The organism is Streptomyces sp. NPDC058637 (assembly GCF_042717325.1).
Lineage (GTDB): Bacteria > Actinomycetota > Actinomycetes > Streptomycetales > Streptomycetaceae > Streptomyces.
In genome coordinates, this window is the sequence record NZ_JBHXRD010000007.1 from 99,944 (window position 1) to 124,430 (window position 24,487).

Below are 24,487 nucleotides of genomic sequence, written 5' to 3' on the forward strand. Positions count from 1 at the left end.
GTCAGACACGGGCGAGCTCCTTCGTGCCGAAGAGTCCCGCGGGCCGGATGAGCAGGACGGCCACCATCACGAGGTAGGGCGCGAGATCTCCGATGCCGCGTCCGAGGAAGGAGAGGTCGCTCTGGTATCCGGTGGCGAGTGACTCGGTGACCCCGACGACGAGTCCCCCGACCAGTGCTCCCGTCGTCGAGTCGAGTCCGCCGAGGATCGCGGCCGGGAAGGCCTTGAGCGCGGCGAAGGATGTGGCCCGTTCGAGGCCCGGGGTCGGGAAGACGGTGAGGAAGAGCGCGGCGACGGCGGCGAGTGCCCCGGCGACCGCCCAGGCCGAGAGCGAGACCCGGCCGAGCCGGATGCCCATGAGGGCGGCGGTCTGCGGGTTCTCCGCCGCGGCCCGCATCGACACACCCCAGGAGGTGTAGCGGAACGCGAGCAGGAACACGGTGATGAGGAGTGCCGCCGCGACGAACGCGGCGATGCGGGTCTCGGCCAGGGTGACCCCGCCGACGGTGACGACGTCGTCGCCCCAGGGGTCGCCGAGCGAGAGGACCTCGGTGCCCATCCGCCGGACGAGTTCCGTCGTGATGACGATGTCGACGCCGATGGTGACGATGGCCAGGACACTGTGGTCGCTGCCCCGGTAGCGGCGCATCACGAGGAATTCGACGGCGGAGCCGACGACCGCGGCGCCCGCGATCCCGACGCCGAGGGCCGGCCAGAAGCCGATGTCGTCGTGGAGCACGGCGGTGACGTAGCCGCCCGCGAGCAGCAGGGAGGCGTGGGCGAAGTTGACGACCTCGGTGGCCTTGAAGATGACGACGAAGCCGAGCGCGATCAGTGCGTAGACCGAGCCGATGGAGAGTCCGCCGAGGAGGAGTTCGATGAAGGTGGTCATTCCTGTGTCCCCAAGTAGGCCTGGACGACGGCCGGATCGTTCTGGACCTCGGCGGGGGTGCCGCCCGCGATCCTGCGTCCGAAGTCGAGTACGGTCACCGCGTCGGCGAGCCGCATCACCACACCCATGTCGTGTTCGACCAGCACGATGGAGATGCCGAGGCTGTCGCGTACGTCCGCGACGACGGCCGCGACGCGGCGCCGCTCCTCGGCCGTCATGCCGGCGATGGGTTCGTCGAGCAGCAGCACCCGCGGCTCCATGCAGAGCGCGCGGCCGAGCTCCACGAGCTTCTGCTTCCCGTACGGGAGGATCCCGGCGGGCAGCTCCAACTCCTTCTCCAGGCCGATGAACTCGGCGATCTCCCGGACCCGTTCCCGGTGCAGCCGCGCCTCGCGTGCCGCCGAGGGCAGCCGCAGTCCGCTGGCGAGGAAGCCCGCGCGGGTGAGACGGTGCCGGCCGAGCAGGAGGCTGTCGGCGACCGTGGCGTGCGGGGGCAGTGCCAGGTTCTGGAACGTGCGCGCGATGCCGAGGCCGGCGATCTTGTGCGGGGCGAGCCGGGTGAGGTCGGTGGAGCCGAGGTGCACCGTGCCGGAGGTGGCGCGGTAGACGCCGGAGAGCACGTTGAACGTGGTGGACTTGCCGGCGCCGTTGGGCCCGATGACGGCGTGCACACTGCCGGGTTCGACGGTGAACGAGACCGCGTCGAGGGCGGTCAGCCCGGCGAAGCGTACGGTCACGTCGCGCACGGCGAGGGCGGCCGGGGCGGTGACGGAGGCCGTGGTGGCCGAAGCGGCGGTCATGCGGACCACCTGCTCAGCGTGCGCGAGGGTCCGGCGACGGCCTGCGTGGCGTCCTCGGCGGCCGTCTCGTCGACGACGCCGAGGTAGCGGCGGCGCACCTCGTCGGAGGCGGCGAGTTCGTCGGCGGGGCCTTCGAGGGCGACCTCGCCGACGTCCAGGACGTACGCGGTGGAGGCGAGGCGCAGCGCGATGGCCGCGTTCTGCTCGACGAGCATGACGGAGGTCCCCGTCGCGTTGATCTCCTGGATCGTCTCGGCGATCCTGGCCGCCATCAGCGGTGCGAGTCCGAGGGACGGCTCGTCGAGCAGGAGCAGGCGGGGCCCGGCCATCAGGGCCCGTCCCATCGCCAGCATCTGCTGCTCCCCGCCGGACAGCAGTCCGGCCCGCTGGTGCGAGCGCTGGGCGAGTACCGGGAACAGTTCGTGGACCCGGTCGAGCGCGGCGGTGGTCGCCTTGCGTCCGCCACGGGCGCCGAGCGCGCCCGCCCGGAGGTTGTCGGCCACCGTCATCCGGGCGAACACCTGCCGGCCCTCCGGTACCTGGATCACTCCCGCCGCCACCACCTGGGCGGGGCGCAGGCCGTCCAGGGGCTGTCCGTCGAACCGGATGGTGCCCGTGCCCGTGCCGCGGTGGAAGCCGAGGGTCCGCGACACGGCCCGCAGCAGCGTGGTCTTCCCGGCGCCGTTGCCGCCGAGTACTGCGGTGATCGCGCCGGGCGGCACGTCGACGGAGACGTCGCGCAGTGCCCGTACCGGGCCGTAGCCCACGGACAGTTCGCGGATCTCGAGCGTTGCCATGCGTCCTCCTCCTTCCGACTGGTCGTTGTGGTGCCACAGACCAGCAGGGGGGCGCACCGCGCGTCCACGGTCCGTCGCGCACTCGCTGCGGGTGACCAGTGTGTGAACGGCCCCGTTGTGCACGCGCACAGAGGGAGGTGATCCGCTGTCGTCCCCGTGGGGGCGGGTGGCATCGTCACCAGCCATGAACGGCCCGGGTGCGGAAGGGAGCGAACGTATGCAGCGGCGCAGTGACGAGCGGGGCGAGGTGCTGCTCGACGCCCTGCTGGACGGCCGGTCCGCACCGGGTCTCGCCGCGCGCGCCGCGGCGGTTCTCGGCGTTCCGGAACAGGGCCGCTACGCGGTGGCGGTGGTGCGGGTCAGGCCGGCGGGGCAGCTCGTGGACGCGGACGGCCTGCGGTTCTTCCGGCGGGCGCGGGCGGACGGCGAGCTCGTCGTCGTCGCCCTGGGTGACCGCGATCCGGCCGGGCTCGCCCCGCTGCTGGCGCGGTGGTGCCCGGGTCCGGGCGGGATCGGCCCGGTGGCGGAGGGCCTGGCGGGGCTCGGGACGGCGCGTCGGCTGGCCGAGGTGGCGCTGCTGACCTGTGTACCGGGCGAGGAGGGGATCGTTCGGCTGGAGGAGCGGCTGCCCGCGGCGCTGGTGGTGAGCCAGCCGGAGCTCTCGGCGCGGCTGGTCGCGGACGTCTTCGGTCCGCTGCTGGACCTGGATCCGGCGGACCGGGCGCTGCTGGTGCGTACGCTGGACGCGTGGCTGGAGTGCGGGGGGTCCGCGGGTCGGGCGGCGGGGCGGCTGTACTGCCATCGCAACACCGTGCTCAACCGGCTGCGGCGGCTGGAGCAGTTGACGTCGCGGTCGCTTTCACGGCCGCGCGAACTGATCGAGATGATGCTGGCGCTGGACGCGTTCCGGCTGTCGGTGTCCCCGCCGTGAGGCGGTGTCCCCGCCGGCAGGGTGAAGGGGCGTGGAGGGGCGGGGTGTCCCGCCCCTCCACGGGTGCCTCGGGTCAGACCAGGAAGTCGCGGGCGATCGACTCGGCCGCACGCTCCAGCAGGGGCCCGGCCTGGGCCATGCAGACCGCCGGATCGGGTTCCAGCGCCGTCAGGGCGTAGGCCCGACGGATCCCGGCCCCCTCCAGTGCCTCGGGCGGCAGGGCGAGGCGTCCGCAGACGGCGACGACCTCCACCCCGGCGGCCCGGGCCGCCGCGGCGACGCCCGCCGGTGCCTTGCCGTGCAGGGTCTGCTCGTCGAGCGACCCCTCACCGGTCACGACGAGGGTGGCGCGGGCGAGCGCCGGGGCGAAGCCCAGGACGTCGAGCATGACCTCGATGCCGGGCCGGAAGCGTGCTCCCAGGGCGACGAGCGCGCCGTAGCCGATGCCTCCGGCGGCGCCCGCGCCGGGAAGCGCGGCGTGCTCGGGTCCGAGTACCGAGGCGTAGTGGGCGAGCGCCGCGTCGAGGACCGCGATGTCGTCCTCGGTGGCGCCCTTCTGCCGCCCGTACACCTCGGGGGCGCCCTTCGGGCCGGTCAGCGGGTTGTCCACGTCGCTGGCCAGGATCAGGTCGACGTCCGCCAGCCTGGGGTCGAGCCCCGACAGGTCGGCCTCGGCCAGGTCGGCGAGTCCACCGCCGCCCGGTCCGACGGGCTTGCCGTCCGCGTCCAGGAAGCGGGCCCCCAGCGCGGCGAGCATGCCCGCGCCGCCGTCCGTCGTGGCACTGCCGCCGACGCCGAACACGATCGTCCGGGCGCCCGCGTCGAGCGCGGCCAGCAGCAGCTCGCCCGAGCCGTACGTGGTCGCCGTGAGCGGGGCGAACTCCCCGGCGGGGAGGTGCTGGAGGCCCGAGGCCTCCGCCATCTCCACCACGGCCGTGGTGCCGCGCACCGCGTACGCGGCATCGACGGGCGTTCCCAGCGGCCCGGTCACCCGTGCCTCACGGCGCTCGAATCCGGCGGCCACCGCCGCCGCTACCGTGCCGTCGCCGCCGTCCGCGACGGGCAGGGTCTCGACCCGTACCCCGGGGACGACGCGCCGCAGTCCGGCCGTCACCCGCTCCGCGACCTGCACGGCCGTGAGCGAGCCCTTGAACTTGTCCGCCGCGACGAGCACGCGGGCGGTCTCCATCACTGCTCCGTCCGTCACCTTGCATCCTTTGCTTTCGAACAGGCAGTCGCGCCGCCCCGACCCTATCCGGACCGCCCCCGGTCTGCCCATGGCTGTCCACGCGTCGGCCGCGGGTCGGCCGGGCCCCGGCCGGTGCCTCTACGCTGCCCTGGTGACCACCACTGACTACGCCACGTACATCGCAGGACTGCCCCGGGTACTGGCCGCGGCTGCCTCGCTCTTCCGGGACGAGCACGGCCGGCTCCTGCTCGTCGAGCCGAACTACCGGGAGGGCTGGGCCCTGCCCGGCGGCACGGTCGAGTCGGACGGGGGTGAGAGCCCCCGGCAGGCCGCGCGCCGGGAGACGGCGGAGGAGATCGGGCTGGACCTGGAACCGGGCCGGCTGCTCGCGGTCGACTGGGCCCGCGGTACGGGACGGCCGCCGATCGCGGCGTACCTGTACGACGGCGGGGTGCTGTCGGCCGAGCAGTTCGAGGCGATCCGGCTCCAGGAGGAGGAACTCCTGTCCTGGCGGCTGGTGGACCGCGCGCACCTCGGCGGATTCCTGCCGGCACGACTCGGACGACGTGTCCTGGCGGCTCTGCGGGTGCTGGACTCGGGGGCGGGTACGGCCGAGCTGGAGGACGGTGAACCGCCCGTCCGCTAGGGCGGGTCGGCGTTCACACGCCATTGGTCCCTCGTGCACCCGGGCCGGGCATCATCCCGACTCCGCTACAGGGGAGGGACCATGCCCGGGCTCGACGGACTCGACGGAACGCACGGCACGAGCAGGCCGCACGGAACACCCGGCCCCACGAGGCGCGCCCGCCGCCTGTGGAGGACGGCGGTGGCCGCGCTGGCCTGCACGGCCGTGATCGGCGCGGCCGGTGGCGCGGCGGCCACCGCTCCGGCGTCCGTGACCGTACGGGCCACCGCGCCGGTCACCGTTCCCCGCCCCCTTCCGGCCTCGGTGGACGGTGGTGCCTGGCAGTCCGGCCATGTCCAGGGCATGGCCCTCGACAGCCGCCGCGGCTTCCTGTACTTCTCCTTCACTAACCTGCTGGTGAAGACCGATCTGAAGGGCCGTCCGGTCGGCTCGGTCACCGGTTTCACGGGGCATCTGGGCGACCTCGACTTCAACGGGAAGGACGGCAGGGTCTACGGCTCGCTGGAGTACAAGGCCGCCAAGTCGTTCTACATAGCGATCTTCGACGGTGACCGCATCACCCGGACGGGCATGGACGCGCAGTCGACCGGTGTCGTGTCGACGGTGTATCTCGACAAGGTCGTGAAGGACTTCACGGCCGACATGAACGGCGACGGGGTCTTCGACGGCGACACCGCCGCGACACCCGACCACCGGTACGGCTGCAGCGGCATCGACGGGGTCGCGTTCGGGCCGGAGTTCGGCAGTGAGCACGGCGAGCAGCGGCTGACGGTCGCCTACGGTGTGTACGCCGGAACCGGCCGCACGGACAACGACCACCAGGTGCTGCTCCAGTACGACGTCACGCGGTGGAAGAGGTACGAGCGCCCGCTGACCGAGGCGGCCCCGCACACCAGTGGCCCGGCACGGGTCGGCGGCACGTACTTCGCGTACACCGGGAACACCAGGTACGGCGTGCAGAACCTGGAGTACGACGCCTACCGCGGCACCTGGCTGATGGCCGCCTACAAGGGCACCAAGCCGGACTTCCCCAACTACACGCTCTTCGCGGTGGACGGTGCCGCGAAGCCGGTCCGGGGCGTCGTCCGCGGGCAGCGCGAGCCCGAGCGCGGGCTGCTGCTGCCGCTGCTCCGCGAGGGGCTGCACGACGCGGCGACCGGTGTGTACGGCTGGCCCGCGACGGTTCGGTACGGCCAGTACGGGCTCGTCTCGCTCGACGACGGCCGCTACTACGTGGCGCGGAACGGCACGGCCACGGACGGCGGAGTCACCCGGCAGACGGCCCGCGCCGAGCTGAACACGTGGACGGGGCGGGCTCCTTCGCCGTTCGCTCCGGTGACCGGGGTCCGGGCGGGCTGACCCCCGGCATCGCCCGAAACGTGATCGCGGACGGCATGTGCTCCCGCGTACGCTCCGCCCCTGACTCCCGTCGCGATCCTCAGAGGCGCCGGTGTCCCCACGGACTCCCGCGCTGCCGGCCCGGCCGGCCCCGTCCGTGGAGCGCTGACCGGAGCCGCTCCCCAGCGTCCCGGCCGTTCTCCCCGGCCTTCGGGCTGTCCCGCTATCCCTTCAGACCGCCCTGGATCCGGCGCGACGGCTTGAACGTGTACAGGTCCAGGATCTCGGGCACATCGGCGAGGCCGGGTCCGCCCTGTGCCGCCCAGGTGGCTATGTCCGCGACGGCCTGCGGATCGTTGACCAGCCCGAGCCAGACGGGACGGCCGCCCGCGCCACGGCCCTCGGCGGAGGGTTGTACGACCATGACGTTGCCGTGCTCGCACGCGTCCAGACACTCCACGGCGCGCACGGTGGCGACCCCGTCGAGGGACTGCCTCAGCTGCGCCAGCTGCCCGGCGTGGTCCACGCCGGGGATCTTCGGGGTGCCGCAGCAGCAGCCCCGGCAGACGCTGACGGTGGGCCGGGACGGTCCCGGCTCCACGGCGGCCTTGCGGGTGCGGCGGCTCATGCGGGAACACTCCCGTCGGTGGCACGGATGATCACCGTACGACTGTACCGAGCGGCTCCCCCGCGGGCCGGGGCGGCCGGGTGGGGTAGTGTTGACGGCTGCGAAGGGGAGTAGCCCCGAAAACCGGTCGTCGACACACTGGAGCCCTCGGGTTCCCGGTGGCCGGGCCCGTGGATCCTGGACGGGTGGGCGAGACCTTCGGTCAGGTATGACACGTCCGCGCCCTGCGGGCGGTGCCGTCATGCCGGGCCGAGTGGTCCTCCGAAAAGCCCGAACGGCACTTCGCGGATGACCCGGGGCCCGGTTCTCACAGAAAGCCACCCGGAATGCATCTCGACCCACTGGCGATCCTCACCGCCTTCGGGCTGATCTTCCTCGCGGAGCTCCCCGACAAGACGATGTTCGCCTCGTTGGCCATGGGCACGCGCATGCGCCCCCTGTACGTCTGGTTCGGTACGTCGTCCGCCTTCGTGGTGCACGTCGCCATCGCGGTCGGGGCGGGTGGCCTCATCGGTCTGCTGCCCGACTGGACCGTCAAGCTGGTCTCGGCCCTCCTCTTCGCCTTCGGCGCGTTCATGCTGCTGCGCGCCGGCGGTGGCGAAGAGGAGGACGGGGACGAGATCAAGACCGTGACCGGTTTCTGGCCGGTCTACTCGACCGCCTTCATGGCCGTCTTCATCAGCGAGTGGGGCGACCTCACCCAGATCACGACCGCGAACCTCGCCGCGAGCAACGGCGCGTGGTCCACGGCCATCGGAGCGGCCGTCGCCCTCGTGTCCGTGTCCGCGCTCGCGCTGCTGGCCGGGCGGTTCATCGCCAAGCGGGTCCCGCTGAAGACCGTGCAGCGCATCGGCGGGCTGTGCATGCTCGGGCTCGCGATCTGGTCGGCCGTCGAGATCTTCACCGGCTGAGCACCGGCCGCCGCCGCGGCGGCGGCGCGACCGGCCCGCCGTACCGGCCCTCAGAACAGGGCCGGTACGGCGCTGTCCGCCCCCCGCTCGAAGTCGAGCAGCCGCCGCTTGCGTTCCAGGCCGCCGCCGTATCCCGTGAGGCTCCCCGAGGCTCCGACGACGCGGTGGCACGGGACGATGATCCCGACCGGGTTCTTGCCGTTGGCGAGGCCCACCGCACGGGAGGCGCCGGGCTTGCCGAGCTGTTCGGCCAGCTCGCCGTACGAACGGGTCTCGCCGTACGGGATCCGCTCCAGCTCCGCCCAGACGCTGCGCTGGAAGGGTGTGCCGTGCAGGTTCATCGGCAGGTCGAATTCCGTCAGCTCGCCCGCGAAGTAGGCCTCCAGCTGCCGGACCGTCTCACCGAAGGGCCGCGGGTCCGGTTCCCCGAAGGTCTCCTCCGGCGGGCGGTGCCGTTGCTCGGTCATGTACAGGCCTGCCAGGACACCGTCGGTGGCGACCAGCGTGAGGTCTCCGTAAGGGCTGTCGACGACCGTGTGCTGTCTGGTCGTCGCAGGTGTGGCTGTCATGGATCGTCCTCGGGTGTCAGGCGGGCAGGTGGTTGATGGGGTGGTCGTCGACGGTCCAGAGGTACTGCACGGCGTACGCGCGCCAGGGGCGCCAGTGCGCGGCGCGTGCGGTGAGTGCCGCGGGGGTCGCCGGGAGGCCGAGCTTCTCGGCCGCCCTGCGGATGCCCAGGTCGGTGGGGAGGAAGGCGTCCGGGTCGCCGAGGGCGCGCATGGCGATCACCTCGACCGTCCAGGGGCCGAATCCCGGCAGTGCGGTCAGCTGGGCGCGGGCCTGTTCCCAGTCCGTGCCCTCGCCCAGGCGGAGGGATCCGTCGGCGAGCGCGGCGACCAGGGTGGTGAGCGTGGTGCGGCGGCTGCGCGGCAGGGCGAGTGCCTCCGGATCGAGCCCGGCCAGCGCCTCCGGTGTCGGGAACAGGTGGGTCAGGCCGCCCTCGGGGTCCTCGACCGGTACCCCGTGGGCGGTGACCAGACGCGCGGCGTGGGTACGGGCGGCGGCCGTGGAGACCTGCTGACCGAGCACGGCGCGTACGGCGAACTCCGCCGCGTCCACCGTGCGCGGCACCCGGCGCCCGGGGGCCCGGTCGACCAGCGGCGCGAGCAGCGGGTCGGAGCGCAGCTGCTCGTCGACGGCGACGGGGTCGGCGTCCAGGTCGAAGAGTCTGCGGCAGCGGCTGATGGCCTGGGTCAGATCGCGCGGATCGGTGAGGGAGAGCCGGCAGGCGATGTGGTCGGACCTCGGTGAGAGCGCCACGATGCCGTGTCCGTGCGGCAGCCGGAGCGTGCGGCGGTAGGCGCCGTCGCGCCACTCCTCGACCCCGGGGACGGCCGTCGCGGCCAGGTGCCCGAAGAGGTTGCTGGGGTTGAGCGGGGCACGGTAGGGCAGCCGCAGGGTGATGACGCCGGCCGCCTCTGCCGCGCCCGCCCCGCGTGCCGCGCGGGCGCGCAGCTCTCCCGGCGCCAGGGCGAAGACCTCGCGGACGGTGTCGTTGAACGTGCGGATGGAGGCGAATCCGGCCGCGAACGCCACTTCCGCCATCGGAAGCGCGGTCGTCTCGATGAGGACGCGGGCCGTCTGGGCCCGCTGGGACCGCGCCAGGGCGAGCGGCCCGGCGCCGACTTCGGCGAGGAGTTGGCGCTCGATCTGCCGGGCGGAGTAGCCGAGCCGCGCGGCGAGACCCGGTACACCCTCGCGGTCGACGACCCCGTCCTGGATGAGGCGCATCGCACGGGCGACGGAGTCGGCGCGGGCGTTCCACTCCGGGGAGCCGGGGCTGGTGTCCGGCCGGCACCGCTTGCAGGCTCGGAATCCGGCCTGCTGGCACGCGGCCGCGCTGGGGTAGAAGCTCATGTTGCGCACCTTGGGCGGCACCACCGGGCAGCTGGGCCGGCAGTAGATCCGGGTGGTCAGGACCGCGGTGAAGAACCAGCCGTCGAAGCGGGCGTCCTTCGACTGTACGGCCCGTACGCAACGCTCGGTGTCGGTGTGCATGCCTCCAGGATCAGGCACCCGGAACGGGAGGGCTGGCGGAAATCCGACATCAGCCCCGCGCGGGAATCCGACATCATCCGTTCGAGCGAATACGGCACCGGCGCCGCCACCACTGCCGGCGGGCCTGCTAGGGGGCGGCTACGGGAGGTGCCCCTGCCGCCGGGCCGCCTCCCGTACCGCCCGTGCGGGCCCTCACCCGGCCCGCAGCCGCTTCCACACCGCCCTCGCCGCGTGGTGGCCGGACATGCCGTGCACTCCGGGGCCGGGCGGGGTGGCCGAGGAGCAGAGGAAGACCGCCGGGTGGGCGGTGGCGTACGGCACGCGGGCGAGCTTGGGGCGGAGCACCGTCTGCAGTCCGGCGAACGCTCCCGTCGCGATGTCACCGCCGACGTAGTTGGCGTTGCGCGCGGCGAGTTGGGGCGGTCCGGCGATCGCGCGGGCCAGGACGAGATCGCGGAAGCCGGGCGCGAACCGCTCGATCTGCCGCTCGATGACCTCCGTCGCGTCCCCTTCCCAGCCCGCCGGGACGTGTCCGTAGACCCAGAAGACGTGGCGGCCCTCGGGGGCCCGGGACGGGTCGACGAGGCTCGGCTGTGCGGTGATCAGGAAGGGGACGCTCGGGTCGTCGCCCTCCACGGCGGCGCGCAGGGCGGTGTCGATCTCCCCGGCCGTGGGCCCGACATGGACCGTGCCGGCCCGCCGGGCCTCTTCCGCGGTCCACGGGACGGGGCCCGACAGCGCGTAGTCGATCTTGAAGCAGGAGGCGCCGTAGCGGTAGCGGCCGTAGGCGCTGCCGAGTCCGGCGATACGGGCCATCGCGGTGGGCGAGGTGTCGAAGACGTAGGCGCGGGCGGGCGGGAGTTCGTCGAGGCGCTTGACCTCCACGCCCGTCCGGATCGTGCCGCCCTGTTCGCGCAGGTACGAGGCGAGGGCGTCGGAGATGGCCTGCGAGCCACCGCGCGGCACCGGCCAGCCCTTCGCGTGTGCGGCGAGCGCGAACAGCAGGGCGATCCCGCTCGTCGCGATTCCGCTGGTGGGCGCGATGGCGTGGGCGGCGAGCCCCGCGATCAGTCCGCGCGCCCTGGCCCCCCGGAAGCGGCGGGAGAGGAGGGTGGCGGGTGGCAGCGCGTCGAGGCCGAAGCGGACCCATCGGTACGGGTCGCGGGGCAGCCCGTCCCACGGGGTGCGCAGGAAGTCCGCGGCGAGGGTGTCCCAGTGGCCGGTGTAGGGCTCGACCATCCTGCGGTACGCGCCCGCGTCCTGCGGGCCGAGCGACATGGCGCTCTCCCCCACGGACCGGGTGAGCACGGCGGCGGAACCGTCCGGGAAGGGGTGGGCGAGCGCCAGCTCGGGCTGCAGCCATTGCAGGCCGTGCCGGGCCAGCGGCATCGCGTCGAAGGCGGGCGAGCCGATGCCCAGCGGGTGGACGGCGGAACACGGGTCGTGGCGGAAGCCGGGGAGGGTGAGCTCCTCGGTGCGCGCGCCGCCTCCGACGGTCCCGTGGGCCTCGAAGACCTCGACGGCGAGGCCCCGGCGGGCCAGTTCGACCGCGGCCGTCAGCCCGTTGGGGCCCGCCCCCACGATTACGGCGTCCAGCATCGATGGCACCTTCGGACTCCTTCGTCAGCCGATGGCCAGGGCCCCCAGGATATTCGGGCGCACCGACAACCGGCCCGCGGGTAGCCTTCCGCTCGATGAACACCGCGTGCGCACCCTCTTCCGCCGTCGCCGCCATGGCCTCCCGGCTCACCGCCGTGTCCGGTGTCCGGGCCGTCGTCCTGGGCGGCAGCCGGGCCCGTGGCACCCACCGGCCCGACTCCGACTGGGACCTGGGCGTCTACTACCGCGGCACACCCGACCTCGCCGCGATGGCCGCTCTGGGCTCGGAGATCCAGGGTTCACCGCTGGAGGTCGCGGGGCCGGGCGGCTGGGGGCCGTGGGTCGACGGCGGTGCGTGGCTGACGGTGGACGGTGTCGCCGTCGACTGGATCCTGCGCGATCTGGACCGGGTGGAGTCGGTGTGGTCCGACTGCCGGGAGGGCCGCTTCGAGGTGGGCGTCCAGCCCGGGCACCCGCTGGGGTTCTGGTCCCCCTGCTATGTCGGCGAGGTCGCCCTCGGCCGCGTGCTGGAGGACCCCCACGGCGAGTTGACGCCCCTCCAGGAAGCGGTGCGGACCTATCCCGAGCCGCTGCGCGAGGCTCTGGCCGAGGCGGCGTGGGAGGCGGAGTTCTCCGTGGCCGGCGCCCGTAAGTCGGCGCCGACGGGTGACACGCTCCATGTCGCCCTGTGCCTGTCGAAGGCGTTCGGGATCCTCGCCCAGGCCCTGCACGCCCATCACCGCACCTGGTGTCTCAACGAGAAGGGCGCGCTGGCCGCCGCGGCCGCCCTGCCGGACACGCCCGCGGACTTCGCGGACCGGGTCTCCCGGTCCCTGCGCGGGCTGGACGCGGCGGCGGTGGAGACCGCGGCCGGTGTCGTGCGGGACGTACGGGACGTGCTCGCCGGCGGTGGTCCCGCGGTCGCCGCCGCGGGAGCGTGAGCGCTACAGGCCGGCACGCAGCGCGGACAGGATCCGGTCCGCGGTGGGCCTGTCCCTGGCCGCCGTGAACGGGAGGTCGTTGCCGCCGGTGATGCGGTACGGGGCGCCGGAGAGCGTCGACTCGGCGCCGCCCGCCTCGGCGACCAGGAGCAGGCCCGCCGCGTGGTCCCAGGCGAACTCCCAGTTGAACGCGACGGCGTCCTGTGCCCCGCAGGCGACGGCGAGGTACTCCAGGCCGGCCGAGCCGCACGCACGGGCGTCGATCCCATCGGTACGCAGACCGAGCAGGGCGCGCTTCTGGGCGTCGGAGGTGTAGTCGGGGTGTGACATCGCCACCTTGAGCACGGCTCCCGGCGCGGGCGAACCGCTGTGCAGCGGGGTGCCGTTGAGGGTGGCACCCCTCCCCCGTACGGCGACGGCCATCTCGCCGAGCACGGGGGCGTACGTCCATGAGGCGTACACCTGTCCGTGGTGGGCGAGGGCGACCAGGGTGCAGAAGCCGGGTTCGCCGTGGACGAACTGGCGGGTTCCGTCGACGGGGTCCACGATCCACACGGGCGCGTCGCCGCCGAGCGCGTCGTACACGGCCGGGTCGGCGTGGACGGCCTCCTCGCCGACGACGGCCGAACCGGGCAGGAGCCGGGTCAGGGATTTGGTGAGGTGTTCCTCGGCCAGCCGGTCCGCGGCGGTGACCAGGTCGTGCGGGCCGCTCTTCTCGACGATCTCGTGCGTGGCGAGCTGCCGGTAGCGCGGCAGGATCTCCGCGGCGGCCGCTGCACGGACCGCCGCCTCGACCTCGGTCAGGTTCCCGTTCTCGGCGAGGAAGTCATCGATCATGCCTCCAGCTAAGCACGGTCCGCGTGGGACGCCGCGGGTGGGCGGTCAGCGGCCGACCGCGTACCCCTGCATGCCGCGTGGATTGGCCGCGGCGGACAGCACTCCGGTCTCCGGATCACGGGCGACGGCGCACAGCCTCCCCTCGGACCAGGGCGGGCCGACGGTGACGTCGTGGCCGCGGCGGCGCAGCTCCGCGACGACGTCGGGGTCCATGCGCTCCTCGACGGTCAGGCTGCCGGGCCTCATGCCGCGCGGGTGGAAGGAGCCGGGGAAGCTGTCGTTGTGCCAGTTCGGGGCGTCGATGGCGCCCTGCAGGTCGAGCCCGCCGCGGATCCGGGGGCGCAGGGCGACGGCCAGGAAGAAGTGGAGCTGCCACTGGTCCTGCTGGTCGCCGCCGGGGGTGCCGAACGCCATGACCGGGACGCCGTCGCGCAGGGCAAGCGACGGGGTCAGGGTCGTGCGGGGGCGGCGGCCGGGGGTGAGGGTGTTGGGCAGTCCCTCGTCGAGCCAGGCCATCTGCAGCCGGGTACCGAGCGGGAAGCCGAGCTCGGGGACGACGGGGTTCGACTGGAGCCAGCCGCCGCTGGGGGTGGCGGAGACCATGTTGCCCCAGCGGTCGACGATGTCGAGGTGGCAGGTGTCGCCGCGGGTCGTGCCGTCCCCGGCGACGGTCGGCTCGCCCGCACCCGCGACCGTCGGTACACCGGTGGTGCCGAGGCCGGCCGCGACGGCGCGGGCGTGGGCGCTGAGGACGGGGGTGCGCCCGCCGGGGCTGCCGGGGCGGAGCTCGTGGGACGCCTCGTCGGTGACGAGGGCACGGCGTGCGGTGTTGTACGGCTCGGAGAGCAGGGTGTCCAGGGGGACGTCGTCGGCGTCGCCGTACCAGGCCTCGCGGTCCGCCATGGCGAGCTTGCAGCCCTCGACGAGCAGGTGCACGTAGTCGGCGCAGCCGTGCGGCGGCAGCTCGTCGGGGAGGAGCGCGAGCTGCTGGAGGAAGGCGGGGCCCTGGCTCCAGCCGCCGGCCTTGGCCAGCGTCCAGCCGTTCCAGTCGTACGTGGCGGGGGCCTCGTAGGCCGCGGACCAGCCGGCCAGGTCGTCGGCGGTGAGCGTGCCGGTGTGGCGGGTGCCGCTGGTGTCCGGCGTGGGTACGGCCGCCTGCCGGACCAGGGCCTCGGCGATGAAGCCCTCGCTCCAGACGGCGCGGGCGGCCTCGATCTGGGCGACGCGGTCGGCGCCACCGGTCCGCTCGGCCTCGGCGATCAGCCGCCGCCAGGTCGCGGCGAGTGCGGGGTTGCGGAACAGTTCGCCCGGCCGTGGGGCCCTCCCGCCGGGGAGGTACACCTCGGCGGACGACGGCCAGGAGGTCTCGAACAGCTCGCGGACCGTCTCCACGGTCTCGCCGATCCGCTCGACCGGTGGGTGGCCGTCCTCGGCGTATCCGATCGCGTACCGCAGCATCTGGCGGAGGGTCCTGGTGCCGTGGTCGCGCAGGAGGACCATCCACGCGTCGAAGGCGCCCGGTACGGCGGCGGCCAGCGGCCCGGTGCCGGGCACCAGGTCGAGGCCGAGCCCCCGGTAGTGGGCGACGGTCGCTCCGGCGGGGGCGGGTCCCTGGCCGCACAGCACCCGCACGTCGCCGTCCTTCGGCGCCAGGATGACGGGTACCTCCCCGGCCGGGCCGTTGAGGTGGGGTTCGACGACGTGCAGGACGAATCCGGCGGCGACGGCCGCGTCGAAGGCGTTGCCGCCGTCCTCCAGGACGGCCATCGCGGACTGCGAGGCGAGCCAGTGGGTGGAGGACACCATGCCGAAGGTGCCCTGGAGGGTCGGCCGGGTCGTGAACATCGCGCCTCACCTTGGTGGTTGTACGTGGCAAACGGCCCGAACACGGCTCACTATCGGCCCTGGGGAGAAGCTGGGGAGTTTCGCCCTGCAGGGTCGTTCACCCGATCATCGGTCAGGCTATCGATCACCCGCCGCCCTCTGCGGCCCGCCTCCGGCATGAAGTGCGGTCTCCGGCTCCAGGGGACGGCCGTCCTTCCGGGCGGAGCGGAACGGCCGCGGGTGCGGCCTCGACGCGGCGGGCCCGGAGACGGTGCGCGGCCGGGTGCCCAGTCGCTCCGCACGACGCACCGCTACCACGACGACACCGCCGCCCAGCTCGCCGCCGAGACAGGGGGAACCTGGCGGCACTATGCCCCCGGCGACCACTCACGCTGAACACGAGCCCGGGAGCGGTCACCCTCCGGTCGCACGGATCCCGGCGCGCGAAGGGGCTGCGGTCGACTGGTGGAAAGACGTGCGGCCTCGGCGGCCACCCAGTCCAGAAGCACATCCGCCAGATCAGAAAGGGATCTTCCTTCGCCGGGAAGGACGAAGCGGCAGTCGAGGTGGTCCCCCGGATTGTGGGGGTTCAGGATGCCGCAGCGAAGACCCGTACGGTCGATCTGGCCGCCCAAGCAGGTGCTGGTCATATTGAGCACGGGGTCCACCAGGCTCGTCCACACCAGCAGGCCGTCTGTCCACAGGACGTCGGCGGGGAAGTCCACGCAGAAGTCTTCAGGTTCCGGCGCCCCCTTGGGCCAGCTCGTGACGCGGGCCGCCAGGTGCTCGACCACCGGCCGCCAGCCCTCGCCGAACTCCCAGTCCGTGAGGTAGTCGTCGAACGTGCTCATCGGGCCAGTGAATCACCCCTGAGCACGCCGAGGACGGAGCCTGCGGTCATCACGGTGCGAGGGCCGCGGTGGTCGAGGATGCGGCCGACACGGATTCCGGAGCATGCGGAGACGAGCGGAGCGGCGGAGAACGCGGCGGTCGTCGCGCCGGCGGACCAGCCGGTGGTGGCGGTGATCTCCGGGTTGAGCACGGGGAAGGCGTAGTAGATGGCGCCTCAGCTGGTGATCTGCGTGGTGGACAGGGCGGGCAGGACGGCGCGAGGCCGCGACCGGTCCCCTGTTCCGGTCGCGGCCTGGTCGGTGTGCGGGCTGGTCATTGCAGGGTCAGCAACAGCTGCCGGTTGTGACCGGATCGCGCGCGTCGGCGTCGGTGCTTTCCGGGCTGGAGCAGCACGGGCTGCTCTGCTGCTTGGTCAGTGCGTTGGCGTCGGCCTTCACGACGTACACCTCCCACGGCTCGTGGCCGGGCCCATGGACCCAGACCTTGTCCTGGACGGCGTAACAGCAGGTGGTGTCGTTCTCTTCTGCCGTTGCCAGGCCTTCCTTGTTCAGCCGGGCGGTGGCCGATTGGACGGCTTCGGTGCTGTCGACTTCCACGCCGAGGTGGTCCATGCGGGTGTCTTCGCCTGCGGAGCCTTCGATCAGGACGAGTTTGAGCGGAGGCTCGGCAACGGCGAAGTTGGCGTAGCCGTCACGCAGTTTGGCCGGCTCGGTGCCGAACAGCTTGGTGTAGAAGGCGACGGATGCGGCCAGGTCAGGGACACGCAGGGCGAGTTGTACGCGGGACATGACGGTCCTCCTGCCGGGTGGGTGGGTACGCGTCAGCAGGCGCCGGAGATGGCCGGAGCGCCGACGCCGATCTGCGGGGTTGAGGGTGTTGCGCAGCAGCCGCCGTCTGCCTGCGCGGTCTCGGGTTCGTCGAGCAGCCCGGCCCCGCCGCAGACTCCGGTTTCCGGGAGGGTGAGTTCGACGCGGTCGGCGGCCTCGAGGTCGCCGGCGATCGCGGCGGCGACGGATCGGACCTGCTCGTAGCCGGTCATCGCCAGGAATGTCGGGGCGCGGCCGTAGGACTTCATGCCGACCAGGTACACGCCCTGCTCGGGGTGGGAGAGTTCGCGGTGACCGTGCGGATAGACGGTGCCGCAGGAGTGCTGGTTGGGGTCGATCAGCGGAGCCAGCTCGACAGGCGCCTGGAGGCGCTCGTCCAGGCCCAGGCGCAGTTCGCCGAGGAAGGACAGGTCGGGGCGGAGGCCGGTCAGCACGATCACCTCGTCGACCGTGTCCAGACGGCGCCCGTCCTCGCCGACCAGGATCAGGCGGCCGTCGGCGTCGCGCTCGATCGCCTCGGTCCGGAATCCCGTGACCGCGTCCGCGTGACCCTCGTCGACGGCGGCCTTCGCCGCCAGGCCCAGGGCACCGCGCGCCGGAAGCTGGTCGGCTTCTCCGCCACCGAAGGTCGAGCCGGAGATGCCGCGGCGCAGGATCCACACCCCCTTCGTGCCCGTGCCGTCGTCCGACTTGGCGAGGGAGGCGAGGGAGGCGAGGGCGGTGAACGCGGAGGCGCCGGAGCCGATCACGGCGGTGCGCTTTCCGGCGTACCTGGCACGGACGGCCTGGTCCTTCAGGTCCGGGACGCGGTAGGTGATCCGGTCGGCCGCCGCCTTCTCGCCGAGGGCGGCGAGGCCACCGGCGCCGGCCGGGCCGGGTGTGGCCCAGGTGCCGGAGGCGTCGATGACGGAGCGGGCGAAGACGCGCTCCTCACGGCCGTCGGCGTGGCTGAAGTGCACGACGAACGGCTGCTGCTCGCGGTCGGCGTCGACGACGCGGTCGCGGCCGGTGCGCGAGACGCCGGTGACCGTCGCATCGAGGCGGACGCGGTCGCCGAGGACGTCGGCGAGCGGCTGCAGGTACTGCTCGGCCCAGTCGCCGCCGGAGGGGTGGATGGCCGGGTCGGGCCGTGTCCAGCCCGCGGGGGCCAGTAGTTTCTCGGCGGCCGGGTCGACGACTTCGGCCCAGGTGGAGAACAGACGCACATGCGCCCACTCGCGCACTGCGGCGCCGGCGCTGTGGCCGGCTTCCAGGACCAGGGGCTCGATGCCCTGGTCGAGCAGGTGGGCGGCGGCGGCCAGACCGGCGGGTCCGGCCCCGATCACGACGACGGGCAGCTCGGTGGTGGCGGGCGCGTTCACGACGACTCCTTACGTGTTTCGACATCTGTCGATGTCTTCGGGATCCAGCATGGCACCTGTATTGATGAACGTCAACATAGACGTTTATCGAAACCATAGGGTGTGCCGATGGAGAGCACATCGACGTCGCCCTGATCGGCGGCGGCCGGTCCGGACTCGCCACCGCTCACGCACTGCCGGGAGGCCGCCACCGCCGCGCCACGGACTGCGGCCGGGTGTGCTGGAGGCTTCCGGCCGCACAGCCGGGTCGTGGCCGCGCTACTACGGCAGCCTCACACTGTTCTCGCCTGCGCGGTACGGCTCTTTGCCGGGCATGCCGTTTTCCGGTTAGGACCGTGACAGCCATCCGTACCGCGACGAGGTCGTCGCCTACCTCCCCGCCTACGGGCCTGGATGCGGAGCGCATCGCCCGGCGCCTGGCCGCCCACCTCGCGCGCCGATGACGGACCTCCCGCACTGGTTCGACGTGTGTCAACATAGACATATGTCGAATACGAAGGTGCTGCCGCTGCTTGAGCCCGCCGGTGGTCAGGGTGTGGTGCCGTGCTGTCCGCCGCTGACCGAGCGCCCGATGACCGCCGTGGAGGCCGAGACGGCCGCGCGGATGTTCAAGGCGCTCGGTGACCCGGTGCGCCTGCGGCTGTTCTCCGCCGTGGCCTCGCACGAGGGCGGGGAGGCGTGTGTGTGCGACATCTCCGATGTCGGCGTCTCCCAGCCCACGGTGTCCCATCACCTGAAGAAGCTGAAGGACGCCGGCTTGCTCACCTCCGAGCGGCGCGGCACCTGGGTGTACTACCGGGTCGAGCCGTCGGTACTCGCCGCGATGGGCAAGCTGCTCGCCATGCCGACCGCGGCCTGACGCCCGCCCGGGAGGAGGGGGAGCGGGGCATGCATGCGGTGGTCACGCCGTTGACGGCGGAGCACGCCGCACAGGTGCCGGCGATCTACCGGGCGGGCATCGACGAGGGCAATGCCACGTCCGGGACCAGCCCGCCCGCCTGGGAGACGTTCGACGGCGCGAAGCTGCCCGAGCACGGTTCTCGCCTCGCTCGACGACACCGGGGTGGTGCTGGGCCGGGTAGCGGCGAGCAGGGGTTCCGGACCGGTGTGCGTACGCGGGAGCGGATCGGGCGCCATCACGGAGTCCGGCGCGCCGTCATCCTCGCCGCGCCGTAGCCCCGCCATCACCTGACCGTCAGCGGAGTTGTGCGATCTCGCGTGCGGCGTCTCGGGCTGGGCGGCCGACGCCGATGAGGGTGGCCGACGCCGGGCCGGTCCAGTCGCCGTAGCCGAGCAGGTGCAGTCGCGGTTCGCCGAGGGCACGCGTGCCGTCGGTGGGGATGTGTCCACGCGGGCCGCGTAGGTTCAAGGGGGCGAGGTGCGCGAGGGCCGGGCGGAAGCCGGTGCACCAGACGATCGCGTCCGAGCCGGTGTGGCTGCCGTCGTCCCACCGGACTCCGTCGGCGGCCAGCCGGGCGAACATCGGTTTCGCCTCCAGAAGCCCCGCGTCGCGGGCGGCGCGAACCGGTGGCACGGCGACGATGTCGCCGAGCGAGGCCACCCCGCCACTGTCGCTGCGGCCTTCCTCAAGGGCACGGCGGCGGGCGGTGGCGACATCGAACAGGGCGCGGCCGTCGATGTAGTCGGCCAGGAAGCGCGGTGGGCGCCGGGTCACCCACGTGGTGTCGACGCGGTCGTCCAGGGCGAGGTCGGCGGCAATCTGGGCGCCGGAGTTCCCGCCGCCGACAACGACGACGCGCTGCCCCGCGAAGTCGGCCGGACGGCGGTAGTTCACGGTGTGGAGCTGCCGGCCGTCGAAGACGCCGCGGCCGGGGACGGCGGGGAGGAAGGGCCTCGACCAGGAGCCGGTGGCGCTGATGACCGCGCGGGCCCGCCAGGTGCCGGTGTCGGCCTCGACCAGGAGCCGGTCGCCGTCGCGGCGCACGGCGTCGACGTGGGTGCCGTGCTGCACGGGCAGGTCGTAGCGCTTTTCGTATGCCGTCAGGTAGTCCACGACGTGCTTCGTGCCGGGGTAGGTCTCTCCGGGCTGGACGGGCATGAGCCGCCCGGGCAAGGAGGAGTGTTCCGCCGGGGAGAACAGGTGCAGCGAGTCCCACATGTGCTGCCAGGACCCGCCCGGAGCCGGATCGGCACCCAGGATCTCGAACTCCAGGCCTTGGCGGCGCAGGTGGTAGCCGGCGGCGAGTCCAGCTTGGCCTCCGCCGACCACCACCACATCCGTGTGCTGTGTCACGGGGCCGTCGTTACCGCGTCGGCGGCGAACCTCCTTCGCCAGGCGAGCGCGACGTAGACCAGGCCGATGAGGACCGGGACTTCGATGAGCGGGCCCACGACGCCGGACAGCGCCTGGCCGGAGGTGACGCCGAAGGTGGCGATGGCGACGGCGATGGCGAGCTCGAAGTTGTTGCCCGCCGCGGTGAACGCGAGCGTGGTGGTCCGGTCGTACGCCAGACCGAGGCCCTTGCCCAGGAGGAAGGTACCGAAGAACATGATCGCGAAGTAGACCAGCAGCGGCAGTGCGATCCGTACGACGTCCAGCGGCTGCGAGGTGATGGTTTTGCCCTGCAGGGCGAAGAGGACGACGATCGTGAACAGCAGCCCGTACAGGGCCCACGGGCCGATCTTCGGCAGGAACCTCGTCTCGTACCGGGTACGGCCCATCTTCCGCTCACCGATGCGGCGGGTCAGGAAGCCTGCCAGCAGCGGGATACCGAGGAAGATGACGACGTTCAGCGCGATGTGCCAGACGGGCACGTCCAGACCCTGCCCGTCGCCGAGGTTCATCCAGCGCGGCAGCAGGTCGAGGTAGAACCAGCCCAGCACACCGAACGCGAACACCTGGAACACCGAGTTCAGCGCGACCAGGACAGCCGCGGCCTCGCGGTCCCCGCACGCGAGGTCGTTCCAGATGATGACCATGGCGATGCAGCGGGCCAGGCCGACGATGATCAGACCGGTGCGGTACTCGGGCAGGTCCGGCAGGAAGATCCACGCCAGCGCGAACATCACCGCGGGTCCGACGATCCAGTTGATGACCAGCGAGGAGACCAGCAGCTTGCGGTCACCGGTCACGCGGTCGAGCCGGTCGTAGCGGACCTTGGCGAGGACCGGGTACATCATGACCAGCAGGCCCAGCCCGATCGGCAGGGAGATCCCGCCGATCTCGATCTTCGCGAGCGCGTCGTTCATGCCCGGGATGAGGCGGCCCAGACCCAGGCCGACGGCCATGGCCAGCAGGATCCATACCGCGAGGTAGCGGTCGAGGGTCGAGAGCTTCCTGACGATCGAGTCGGCCTCACCGCCGGCCGGAGCGGGGGCGGTGGTGGGCTCGGTGGCGGTCACGGGCAGGCCCTCTTGTTCTCGGAAGCGGTGCGGGCGGAGTCGGACAGTGCGGCGAATTGCTCGGAGAGCCCGGCCAGGACCTCGGGCCTGAGCTTGTAGTAGGTGAAGCGGCCGCACGGCTCGGTCTCCACCAGCCCGGCCTCGCGCAGCACCTTCATGTGGTTGGACAGGTTGGTCTGCTTGGCTCCGGTCTCCTCGACCAGGTGCGTCGTGCAGAGCGTCTCGCGCGCCAGCAGGGTCACGATCTTCAGGCGGAGCGGATCGCCCAGCACCCGGATCACATCAGGATCGACTGAAGTCAGCATGCGCTGATACTCTCACATCATCACCCGCTGATACCAGCGGGGGCTGAAGTCATCGGCGGCTGCCCGCCATGCGACGAGAGAGAACGATCACCATGGCCGACAAGCCGTCCGTCCTGTTCGTCTGTGTCCACAACGCCGGCCGCTCCCAGATGGCCGCCGCCTGGCTGACCCACCTGGCCGGCGACCGCGTCGAGGTCCGCTCCGCCGGGTCCAGCCCCGGCGATCAGGTCAACCCGGCCGCCGTCGAGGCCATGGCCGAGGTCGGCATCGACATCTCCGCCGAGACACCGAAGATCCTCACCATCGACGCGGTGAGGGAATCGGACGTCTGCATCACCATGGGCTGCGGCGACACCTGCCCCGTCTTCCCCGGCAAGCGCTACCTCGACTGGCAGCTCGAGGACCCGGCCGGCCAGGGCGTCGAAGCCGTGCGTCCGATCCGCGACGAGATCAAGACTCTGGTCGAGGGCCTGATCGCCGAGATCGCCCCGGAGACGACGGCATGAGCGAGATACGCGACGTCGTCATCATCGGATCCGGACCCGCCGGATACACCGCCGCCCTCTACACCGCTCGTGCGCAGCTGAAGCCCTGCTGTTCGGCAGCTCCATCTTCGTCGGCGGGTCGCTGACGACCACGACCGAGGTCGAGAACTTCCCCGGGCTCCCCGGGGGCGTCGACGGCCCGGTCCTCATGGAGAACATGCGGGCCCAGGCCGAGAGGTTCGGTGCCGAGATGATCGACGACTCCCTGTCCGTCGACCTGACCGGTGACATCAAGCTGCTCACCGACTCCGCCGGCACCGTCCACCGCGCCCGCACGTGATCGTCGCGACCGGTTCCGGCTACCGCAGACTCGGTCTTCCTCGCGAGGACGAGCTGTCCGGCCACGGGGTGTCCTGGTGCGCGACCTGCGACGGGTTCTTCTTCCGTGACCGCGACATCGTCGCGGCGGCGACACCGCCATGGAGGAAGCCACCTTCCTCACCCGCTTCGCCAGGTCAGTCACCGTCACCCACCGCCGCTCGACGCTGCGGATTGCGCTCTCCGGGCGCCACAGGTCGATGCTCGTCCGGTACTTCTGGTCCCAGGCGGCGATTCCCGCGTCCGCCATGGGCTGAGGGAATGGATCAGGAGCCGCGTCGAGGCTACGGCCGGCGCACCCACGCGCTGCGGTACGGATGAGAGGCGGGGCGCGGATGCGGCCGAGGGCACCGTGCAGTGGTTCAACGGCGAGAAGGACTTCGGGTTCATCTCCCCGACGAGGGCGGTACAGATCCCTTCGTCCGCTTCTCCTCGATCGTGGGCAGCGGTTCCCGGCACCTGGAAGGGAACCAGCGGGTTGAGTTCGAGATCACTCAAGGCAGACCAGGGGGCCGCAGTCAGCGGACGTCCGCGCGCCCTCCAGCGGTGAACGAGCCGTCCCCGCACCCCGCGAGACCACCACCACAATCCGTAGAAGGTTGCGCTGCCATGACCACTCAGCACCGTCTGATCGGCTCCGGAGACCACAAAGTCCTGGTGCTCCACGACTGGTTCGGCACCAGCTCCGGCTGGGGGCCCTTCCTGGACTACCTGGACGGTGAGACCTTCAGCTACGCCTTCCTCGACTACCGCGGCTACGGCGACCGCAAACACGTCACCGGCATCTACACGCTCGCCGAAATCGCCGACGACGCCCTCACCCTCGCCGACGAGCTCGACTGGGAACGCTTCTCCCTCGTCGGCCACTCCATGGGCGGCAAGGCCGTCCAGCAAGTGCTGGCCCAAGCCCCCCAGCGGGTGCGGAAGCTGGTAGGGATCGCCCCCGTCCCCGCCGGCGCGTATCCGCTGGACGCCGACGGCGAGGCGCTGTTCTACGGCGCCGCGCAAGACCGCGACAAGCGGCGGGCCATCGTGGACCTGGTCACCGGTCAGCGCGCGTCCCCGGTGTGGGTCGACCTGATGGTCGACCGCTCCCTGGAGTGCTCGACCCGCGAGGCATTCGGCAGCTACGTCAAGGACTGGGTCACCGCCGACCTCGCCGAACAGATCACCGGCCAGCCCGTCCCCGTCAAGGTCATCGTCGGCGAGCACGACCTCGCCCTCACCGCCGACGCCATGCGCGCCACCTGGCTGACGCACTACCCCAACGCCGAACTGGAAGAGATCGCCAACAGCGGCCACTACCCCATGCACGAGACACCGGTAGCCCTCGCAACAACCCTCGAAACATTCCTGCGCGTCTGAGTGTGACAACACCGCGCGGGCTCCAGGAACGCACCGCGGTCTGCACGAACCGGACGCGGCCGTCCTCAGCTTGTCGTCTGTCGTCCGGGGCGCCGGCGGTGCCGTACCGGCGGGTGGCAGTAGTCACCTCGAAGCGCGGCGGCCGCGAGACCGAGCTCGT

Annotated in this window: 24 protein-coding genes and 3 pseudogenes; 10 read left to right on the forward strand and 17 right to left on the reverse strand. The window is 72.3% G+C overall.

Features of this window, described 5'->3' with window-relative positions; all coding sequences use genetic code 11:
- Position 1: 1 nt before the first annotated feature.
- The 3 genes from ACFWVP_RS09050 to ACFWVP_RS09060 are packed head-to-tail and all read right to left on the reverse strand — an operon-like array spanning position 2 to position 2,489.
- Positions 2-892, reverse strand: a complete 891-nt coding sequence (locus ACFWVP_RS09050; protein ID WP_056792191.1) for a branched-chain amino acid ABC transporter permease — start codon at positions 890-892, stop codon at positions 2-4.
- A complete protein-coding gene (locus ACFWVP_RS09055) occupies positions 889-1,692 on the reverse strand; it encodes an ABC transporter ATP-binding protein (protein ID WP_384494897.1) in 804 nt (267 codons plus the stop codon). Before ACFWVP_RS09055 ends, ACFWVP_RS09050 begins: the two co-directional genes overlap by 4 nt.
- Positions 1,689-2,489 (reverse strand): ABC transporter ATP-binding protein, encoded by an 801-nt coding sequence (locus tag ACFWVP_RS09060; protein ID WP_384494899.1) that lies wholly within the window; start codon positions 2,487-2,489, stop codon positions 1,689-1,691. Before ACFWVP_RS09060 ends, ACFWVP_RS09055 begins: the two co-directional genes overlap by 4 nt.
- 217 nt (positions 2,490-2,706) lie before the next feature.
- On the opposite strand from ACFWVP_RS09060, the gene ACFWVP_RS09065 reads away from it, so the two are divergent.
- Entirely contained in the window at positions 2,707-3,420 is a 714-nt protein-coding gene (locus ACFWVP_RS09065; protein WP_384494901.1) for a PucR family transcriptional regulator, read from the forward strand.
- A gap of 73 nt (positions 3,421-3,493) precedes the next feature.
- On the opposite strand, the gene ACFWVP_RS09070 is transcribed toward ACFWVP_RS09065, so the two are convergent.
- Entirely contained in the window at positions 3,494-4,609 is a 1,116-nt protein-coding gene (locus ACFWVP_RS09070; protein ID WP_384495156.1) for a glycerate kinase, read from the reverse strand.
- A 151-nt stretch (positions 4,610-4,760) separates the two neighbouring features.
- Between ACFWVP_RS09070 and ACFWVP_RS09075 the strand changes: the two genes are divergently transcribed.
- Together ACFWVP_RS09075 and ACFWVP_RS09080 are read left to right on the forward strand one after the other, a co-directional pair.
- Positions 4,761-5,255: an NUDIX domain-containing protein gene (locus tag ACFWVP_RS09075; RefSeq protein ID WP_384494903.1), complete on the forward strand. Its 495-nt coding sequence runs from the start codon at positions 4,761-4,763 to the stop codon at positions 5,253-5,255.
- An 81-nt stretch (positions 5,256-5,336) separates the two neighbouring features.
- Entirely contained in the window at positions 5,337-6,614 is a 1,278-nt protein-coding gene (locus ACFWVP_RS09080; protein ID WP_384494905.1) for a hypothetical protein, read from the forward strand.
- Positions 6,615-6,816: 202 nt separating this feature from the next.
- Here ACFWVP_RS09080 and ACFWVP_RS09085 read toward each other — a convergent pair whose 3' ends face one another.
- Complete coding sequence (locus ACFWVP_RS09085) at positions 6,817-7,221, reverse strand: (2Fe-2S) ferredoxin domain-containing protein (protein ID WP_384494907.1); 405 nt, start codon at positions 7,219-7,221, stop codon at positions 6,817-6,819.
- A 326-nt stretch (positions 7,222-7,547) separates the two neighbouring features.
- Between ACFWVP_RS09085 and ACFWVP_RS09090 the strand changes: the two genes are divergently transcribed.
- Complete coding sequence (locus ACFWVP_RS09090; protein ID WP_384494909.1) at positions 7,548-8,132, forward strand: TMEM165/GDT1 family protein; 585 nt, start codon at positions 7,548-7,550, stop codon at positions 8,130-8,132.
- 50 nt (positions 8,133-8,182) lie between these two features.
- Here ACFWVP_RS09090 and ACFWVP_RS09095 read toward each other — a convergent pair whose 3' ends face one another.
- From ACFWVP_RS09095 to ACFWVP_RS09105, 3 genes are all read right to left on the reverse strand, one after another.
- Positions 8,183-8,701: a methylated-DNA--[protein]-cysteine S-methyltransferase gene (locus ACFWVP_RS09095; protein WP_384494911.1), complete on the reverse strand. Its 519-nt coding sequence runs from the start codon at positions 8,699-8,701 to the stop codon at positions 8,183-8,185.
- Between the two features lie 16 nt (positions 8,702-8,717).
- Entirely contained in the window at positions 8,718-10,190 is a 1,473-nt protein-coding gene (locus ACFWVP_RS09100; protein WP_384494913.1) for an AlkA N-terminal domain-containing protein, read from the reverse strand.
- Positions 10,191-10,382: 192 nt separating this feature from the next.
- Positions 10,383-11,798: a phytoene desaturase family protein gene (locus ACFWVP_RS09105; RefSeq protein ID WP_384494914.1), complete on the reverse strand. Its 1,416-nt coding sequence runs from the start codon at positions 11,796-11,798 to the stop codon at positions 10,383-10,385.
- An 86-nt stretch (positions 11,799-11,884) separates the two neighbouring features.
- Between ACFWVP_RS09105 and ACFWVP_RS09110 the strand changes: the two genes are divergently transcribed.
- Positions 11,885-12,730, forward strand: a complete 846-nt coding sequence (locus ACFWVP_RS09110; RefSeq protein ID WP_384494916.1) for a nucleotidyltransferase domain-containing protein — start codon at positions 11,885-11,887, stop codon at positions 12,728-12,730.
- Positions 12,731-12,733: 3 nt separating this feature from the next.
- Here the strand turns inward: ACFWVP_RS09110 and ACFWVP_RS09115 are convergent, their stop codons facing one another.
- From ACFWVP_RS09115 to ACFWVP_RS09140, 6 genes and pseudogenes are all read right to left on the reverse strand, one after another.
- The gene (locus ACFWVP_RS09115; protein WP_384494918.1) at positions 12,734-13,567 is read right to left on the reverse strand and encodes an inositol monophosphatase family protein; all 834 of its coding nucleotides are present in this window, start codon (positions 13,565-13,567) and stop codon (positions 12,734-12,736) included.
- A gap of 45 nt (positions 13,568-13,612) precedes the next feature.
- Complete coding sequence (locus ACFWVP_RS09120) at positions 13,613-15,412, reverse strand: gamma-glutamyltransferase family protein (protein WP_384494920.1); 1,800 nt, start codon at positions 15,410-15,412, stop codon at positions 13,613-13,615.
- Between the two features lie 347 nt (positions 15,413-15,759).
- Positions 15,760-16,242, reverse strand: a complete 483-nt coding sequence (locus ACFWVP_RS09125; protein ID WP_384494922.1) for a hypothetical protein — start codon at positions 16,240-16,242, stop codon at positions 15,760-15,762.
- Positions 16,243-16,262: 20 nt separating this feature from the next.
- Positions 16,263-16,559, reverse strand: a pseudogene (locus tag ACFWVP_RS09130) (MFS transporter); the annotation flags it as partial.
- A 7-nt stretch (positions 16,560-16,566) separates the two neighbouring features.
- Positions 16,567-17,031: an ArsI/CadI family heavy metal resistance metalloenzyme gene (locus ACFWVP_RS09135; protein ID WP_384494924.1), complete on the reverse strand. Its 465-nt coding sequence runs from the start codon at positions 17,029-17,031 to the stop codon at positions 16,567-16,569.
- Positions 17,032-17,063: 32 nt separating this feature from the next.
- Positions 17,064-18,431, reverse strand: a complete 1,368-nt coding sequence (locus ACFWVP_RS09140) for an NAD(P)-binding domain-containing protein (RefSeq protein ID WP_384494926.1) — start codon at positions 18,429-18,431, stop codon at positions 17,064-17,066.
- Between the two features lie 484 nt (positions 18,432-18,915).
- On the opposite strand from ACFWVP_RS09140, the gene ACFWVP_RS09145 reads away from it, so the two are divergent.
- Positions 18,916-19,290, forward strand: a complete 375-nt coding sequence (locus tag ACFWVP_RS09145; RefSeq protein WP_384494927.1) for an ArsR/SmtB family transcription factor — start codon at positions 18,916-18,918, stop codon at positions 19,288-19,290.
- 29 nt (positions 19,291-19,319) lie between these two features.
- Positions 19,320-19,552 (forward strand): annotated as a pseudogene (locus ACFWVP_RS09150) (N-acetyltransferase); the annotation flags it as partial.
- A gap of 74 nt (positions 19,553-19,626) precedes the next feature.
- Here ACFWVP_RS09150 and ACFWVP_RS09155 read toward each other — a convergent pair.
- The 3 genes from ACFWVP_RS09155 to ACFWVP_RS09165 are packed head-to-tail and all read right to left on the reverse strand — an operon-like array spanning position 19,627 to position 22,099.
- Positions 19,627-20,685 carry an ArsO family NAD(P)H-dependent flavin-containing monooxygenase gene (locus tag ACFWVP_RS09155; protein WP_384494929.1) on the reverse strand — a complete coding sequence of 353 codons (1,059 nt, stop codon included), beginning with the start codon at positions 20,683-20,685 and terminating at the stop codon, positions 19,627-19,629.
- A complete protein-coding gene (arsB, locus tag ACFWVP_RS09160; protein WP_384494931.1) occupies positions 20,682-21,794 on the reverse strand; it encodes an ACR3 family arsenite efflux transporter in 1,113 nt (370 codons plus the stop codon). The genes ACFWVP_RS09155 and arsB overlap by 4 nt, the downstream gene beginning before the upstream one ends.
- Positions 21,791-22,099 carry an ArsR/SmtB family transcription factor gene (locus ACFWVP_RS09165; RefSeq protein ID WP_384494933.1) on the reverse strand — a complete coding sequence of 103 codons (309 nt, stop codon included), beginning with the start codon at positions 22,097-22,099 and terminating at the stop codon, positions 21,791-21,793. Before ACFWVP_RS09165 ends, arsB begins: the two co-directional genes overlap by 4 nt.
- Before the next feature lie 92 nt (positions 22,100-22,191).
- Here ACFWVP_RS09165 and ACFWVP_RS09170 point away from each other — a divergent pair, with 92 nt between their 5' ends.
- The 3 genes and pseudogenes from ACFWVP_RS09170 (at position 22,192) to ACFWVP_RS09180 (ending at position 24,327) form a co-directional block, all read left to right on the forward strand.
- Entirely contained in the window at positions 22,192-22,605 is a 414-nt protein-coding gene (locus ACFWVP_RS09170) for an arsenate reductase ArsC (RefSeq protein WP_384494935.1), read from the forward strand.
- Positions 22,602-23,183: pseudogene (locus ACFWVP_RS09175) on the forward strand (NAD(P)/FAD-dependent oxidoreductase); the annotation flags it as partial. The gene ACFWVP_RS09170 and the pseudogene ACFWVP_RS09175, both read left to right, overlap by 4 nt.
- 388 nt (positions 23,184-23,571) lie before the next feature.
- Positions 23,572-24,327, forward strand: coding sequence for an alpha/beta fold hydrolase (locus ACFWVP_RS09180; RefSeq protein ID WP_384494937.1), 756 nt, complete (start codon positions 23,572-23,574; stop codon positions 24,325-24,327).
- Positions 24,328-24,487 lie beyond the last annotated feature (160 nt).

What these genes read in the sequence shown, in the direction of transcription:
- ACFWVP_RS09050 (WP_056792191.1), bottom strand. Translation starts at nt 892, where the DNA reads ATGACCACCTTCATCGAACTCCTCCTCGGCGGACTCTCCATCGGCTCG.
- ACFWVP_RS09055 (WP_384494897.1), bottom strand. Translation starts at nt 1,692, where the DNA reads ATGACCGCCGCTTCGGCCACCACGGCCTCCGTCACCGCCCCGGCCGCC.
- ACFWVP_RS09060 (WP_384494899.1), bottom strand. Translation starts at nt 2,489, where the DNA reads ATGGCAACGCTCGAGATCCGCGAACTGTCCGTGGGCTACGGCCCGGTA.
- ACFWVP_RS09065 (WP_384494901.1), top strand. Translation starts at nt 2,707, where the DNA reads ATGCAGCGGCGCAGTGACGAGCGGGGCGAGGTGCTGCTCGACGCCCTG.
- ACFWVP_RS09070 (WP_384495156.1), bottom strand. Translation starts at nt 4,609, where the DNA reads ATGGAGACCGCCCGCGTGCTCGTCGCGGCGGACAAGTTCAAGGGCTCG.
- ACFWVP_RS09080 (WP_384494905.1), top strand. Translation starts at nt 5,337, where the DNA reads ATGCCCGGGCTCGACGGACTCGACGGAACGCACGGCACGAGCAGGCCG.
- ACFWVP_RS09085 (WP_384494907.1), bottom strand. Translation starts at nt 7,221, where the DNA reads ATGAGCCGCCGCACCCGCAAGGCCGCCGTGGAGCCGGGACCGTCCCGG.
- ACFWVP_RS09090 (WP_384494909.1), top strand. Translation starts at nt 7,548, where the DNA reads ATGCATCTCGACCCACTGGCGATCCTCACCGCCTTCGGGCTGATCTTC.
- ACFWVP_RS09095 (WP_384494911.1), bottom strand. Translation starts at nt 8,701, where the DNA reads ATGACAGCCACACCTGCGACGACCAGACAGCACACGGTCGTCGACAGC.
- ACFWVP_RS09100 (WP_384494913.1), bottom strand. Translation starts at nt 10,190, where the DNA reads ATGCACACCGACACCGAGCGTTGCGTACGGGCCGTACAGTCGAAGGAC.
- ACFWVP_RS09110 (WP_384494916.1), top strand. Translation starts at nt 11,885, where the DNA reads ATGAACACCGCGTGCGCACCCTCTTCCGCCGTCGCCGCCATGGCCTCC.
- ACFWVP_RS09115 (WP_384494918.1), bottom strand. Translation starts at nt 13,567, where the DNA reads ATGATCGATGACTTCCTCGCCGAGAACGGGAACCTGACCGAGGTCGAG.
- ACFWVP_RS09120 (WP_384494920.1), bottom strand. Translation starts at nt 15,412, where the DNA reads ATGTTCACGACCCGGCCGACCCTCCAGGGCACCTTCGGCATGGTGTCC.
- ACFWVP_RS09125 (WP_384494922.1), bottom strand. Translation starts at nt 16,242, where the DNA reads ATGAGCACGTTCGACGACTACCTCACGGACTGGGAGTTCGGCGAGGGC.
- ACFWVP_RS09135 (WP_384494924.1), bottom strand. Translation starts at nt 17,031, where the DNA reads ATGTCCCGCGTACAACTCGCCCTGCGTGTCCCTGACCTGGCCGCATCC.
- ACFWVP_RS09145 (WP_384494927.1), top strand. Translation starts at nt 18,916, where the DNA reads ATGTCGAATACGAAGGTGCTGCCGCTGCTTGAGCCCGCCGGTGGTCAG.
- ACFWVP_RS09165 (WP_384494933.1), bottom strand. Translation starts at nt 22,099, where the DNA reads ATGCTGACTTCAGTCGATCCTGATGTGATCCGGGTGCTGGGCGATCCG.
- ACFWVP_RS09170 (WP_384494935.1), top strand. Translation starts at nt 22,192, where the DNA reads ATGGCCGACAAGCCGTCCGTCCTGTTCGTCTGTGTCCACAACGCCGGC.
- ACFWVP_RS09180 (WP_384494937.1), top strand. Translation starts at nt 23,572, where the DNA reads ATGACCACTCAGCACCGTCTGATCGGCTCCGGAGACCACAAAGTCCTG.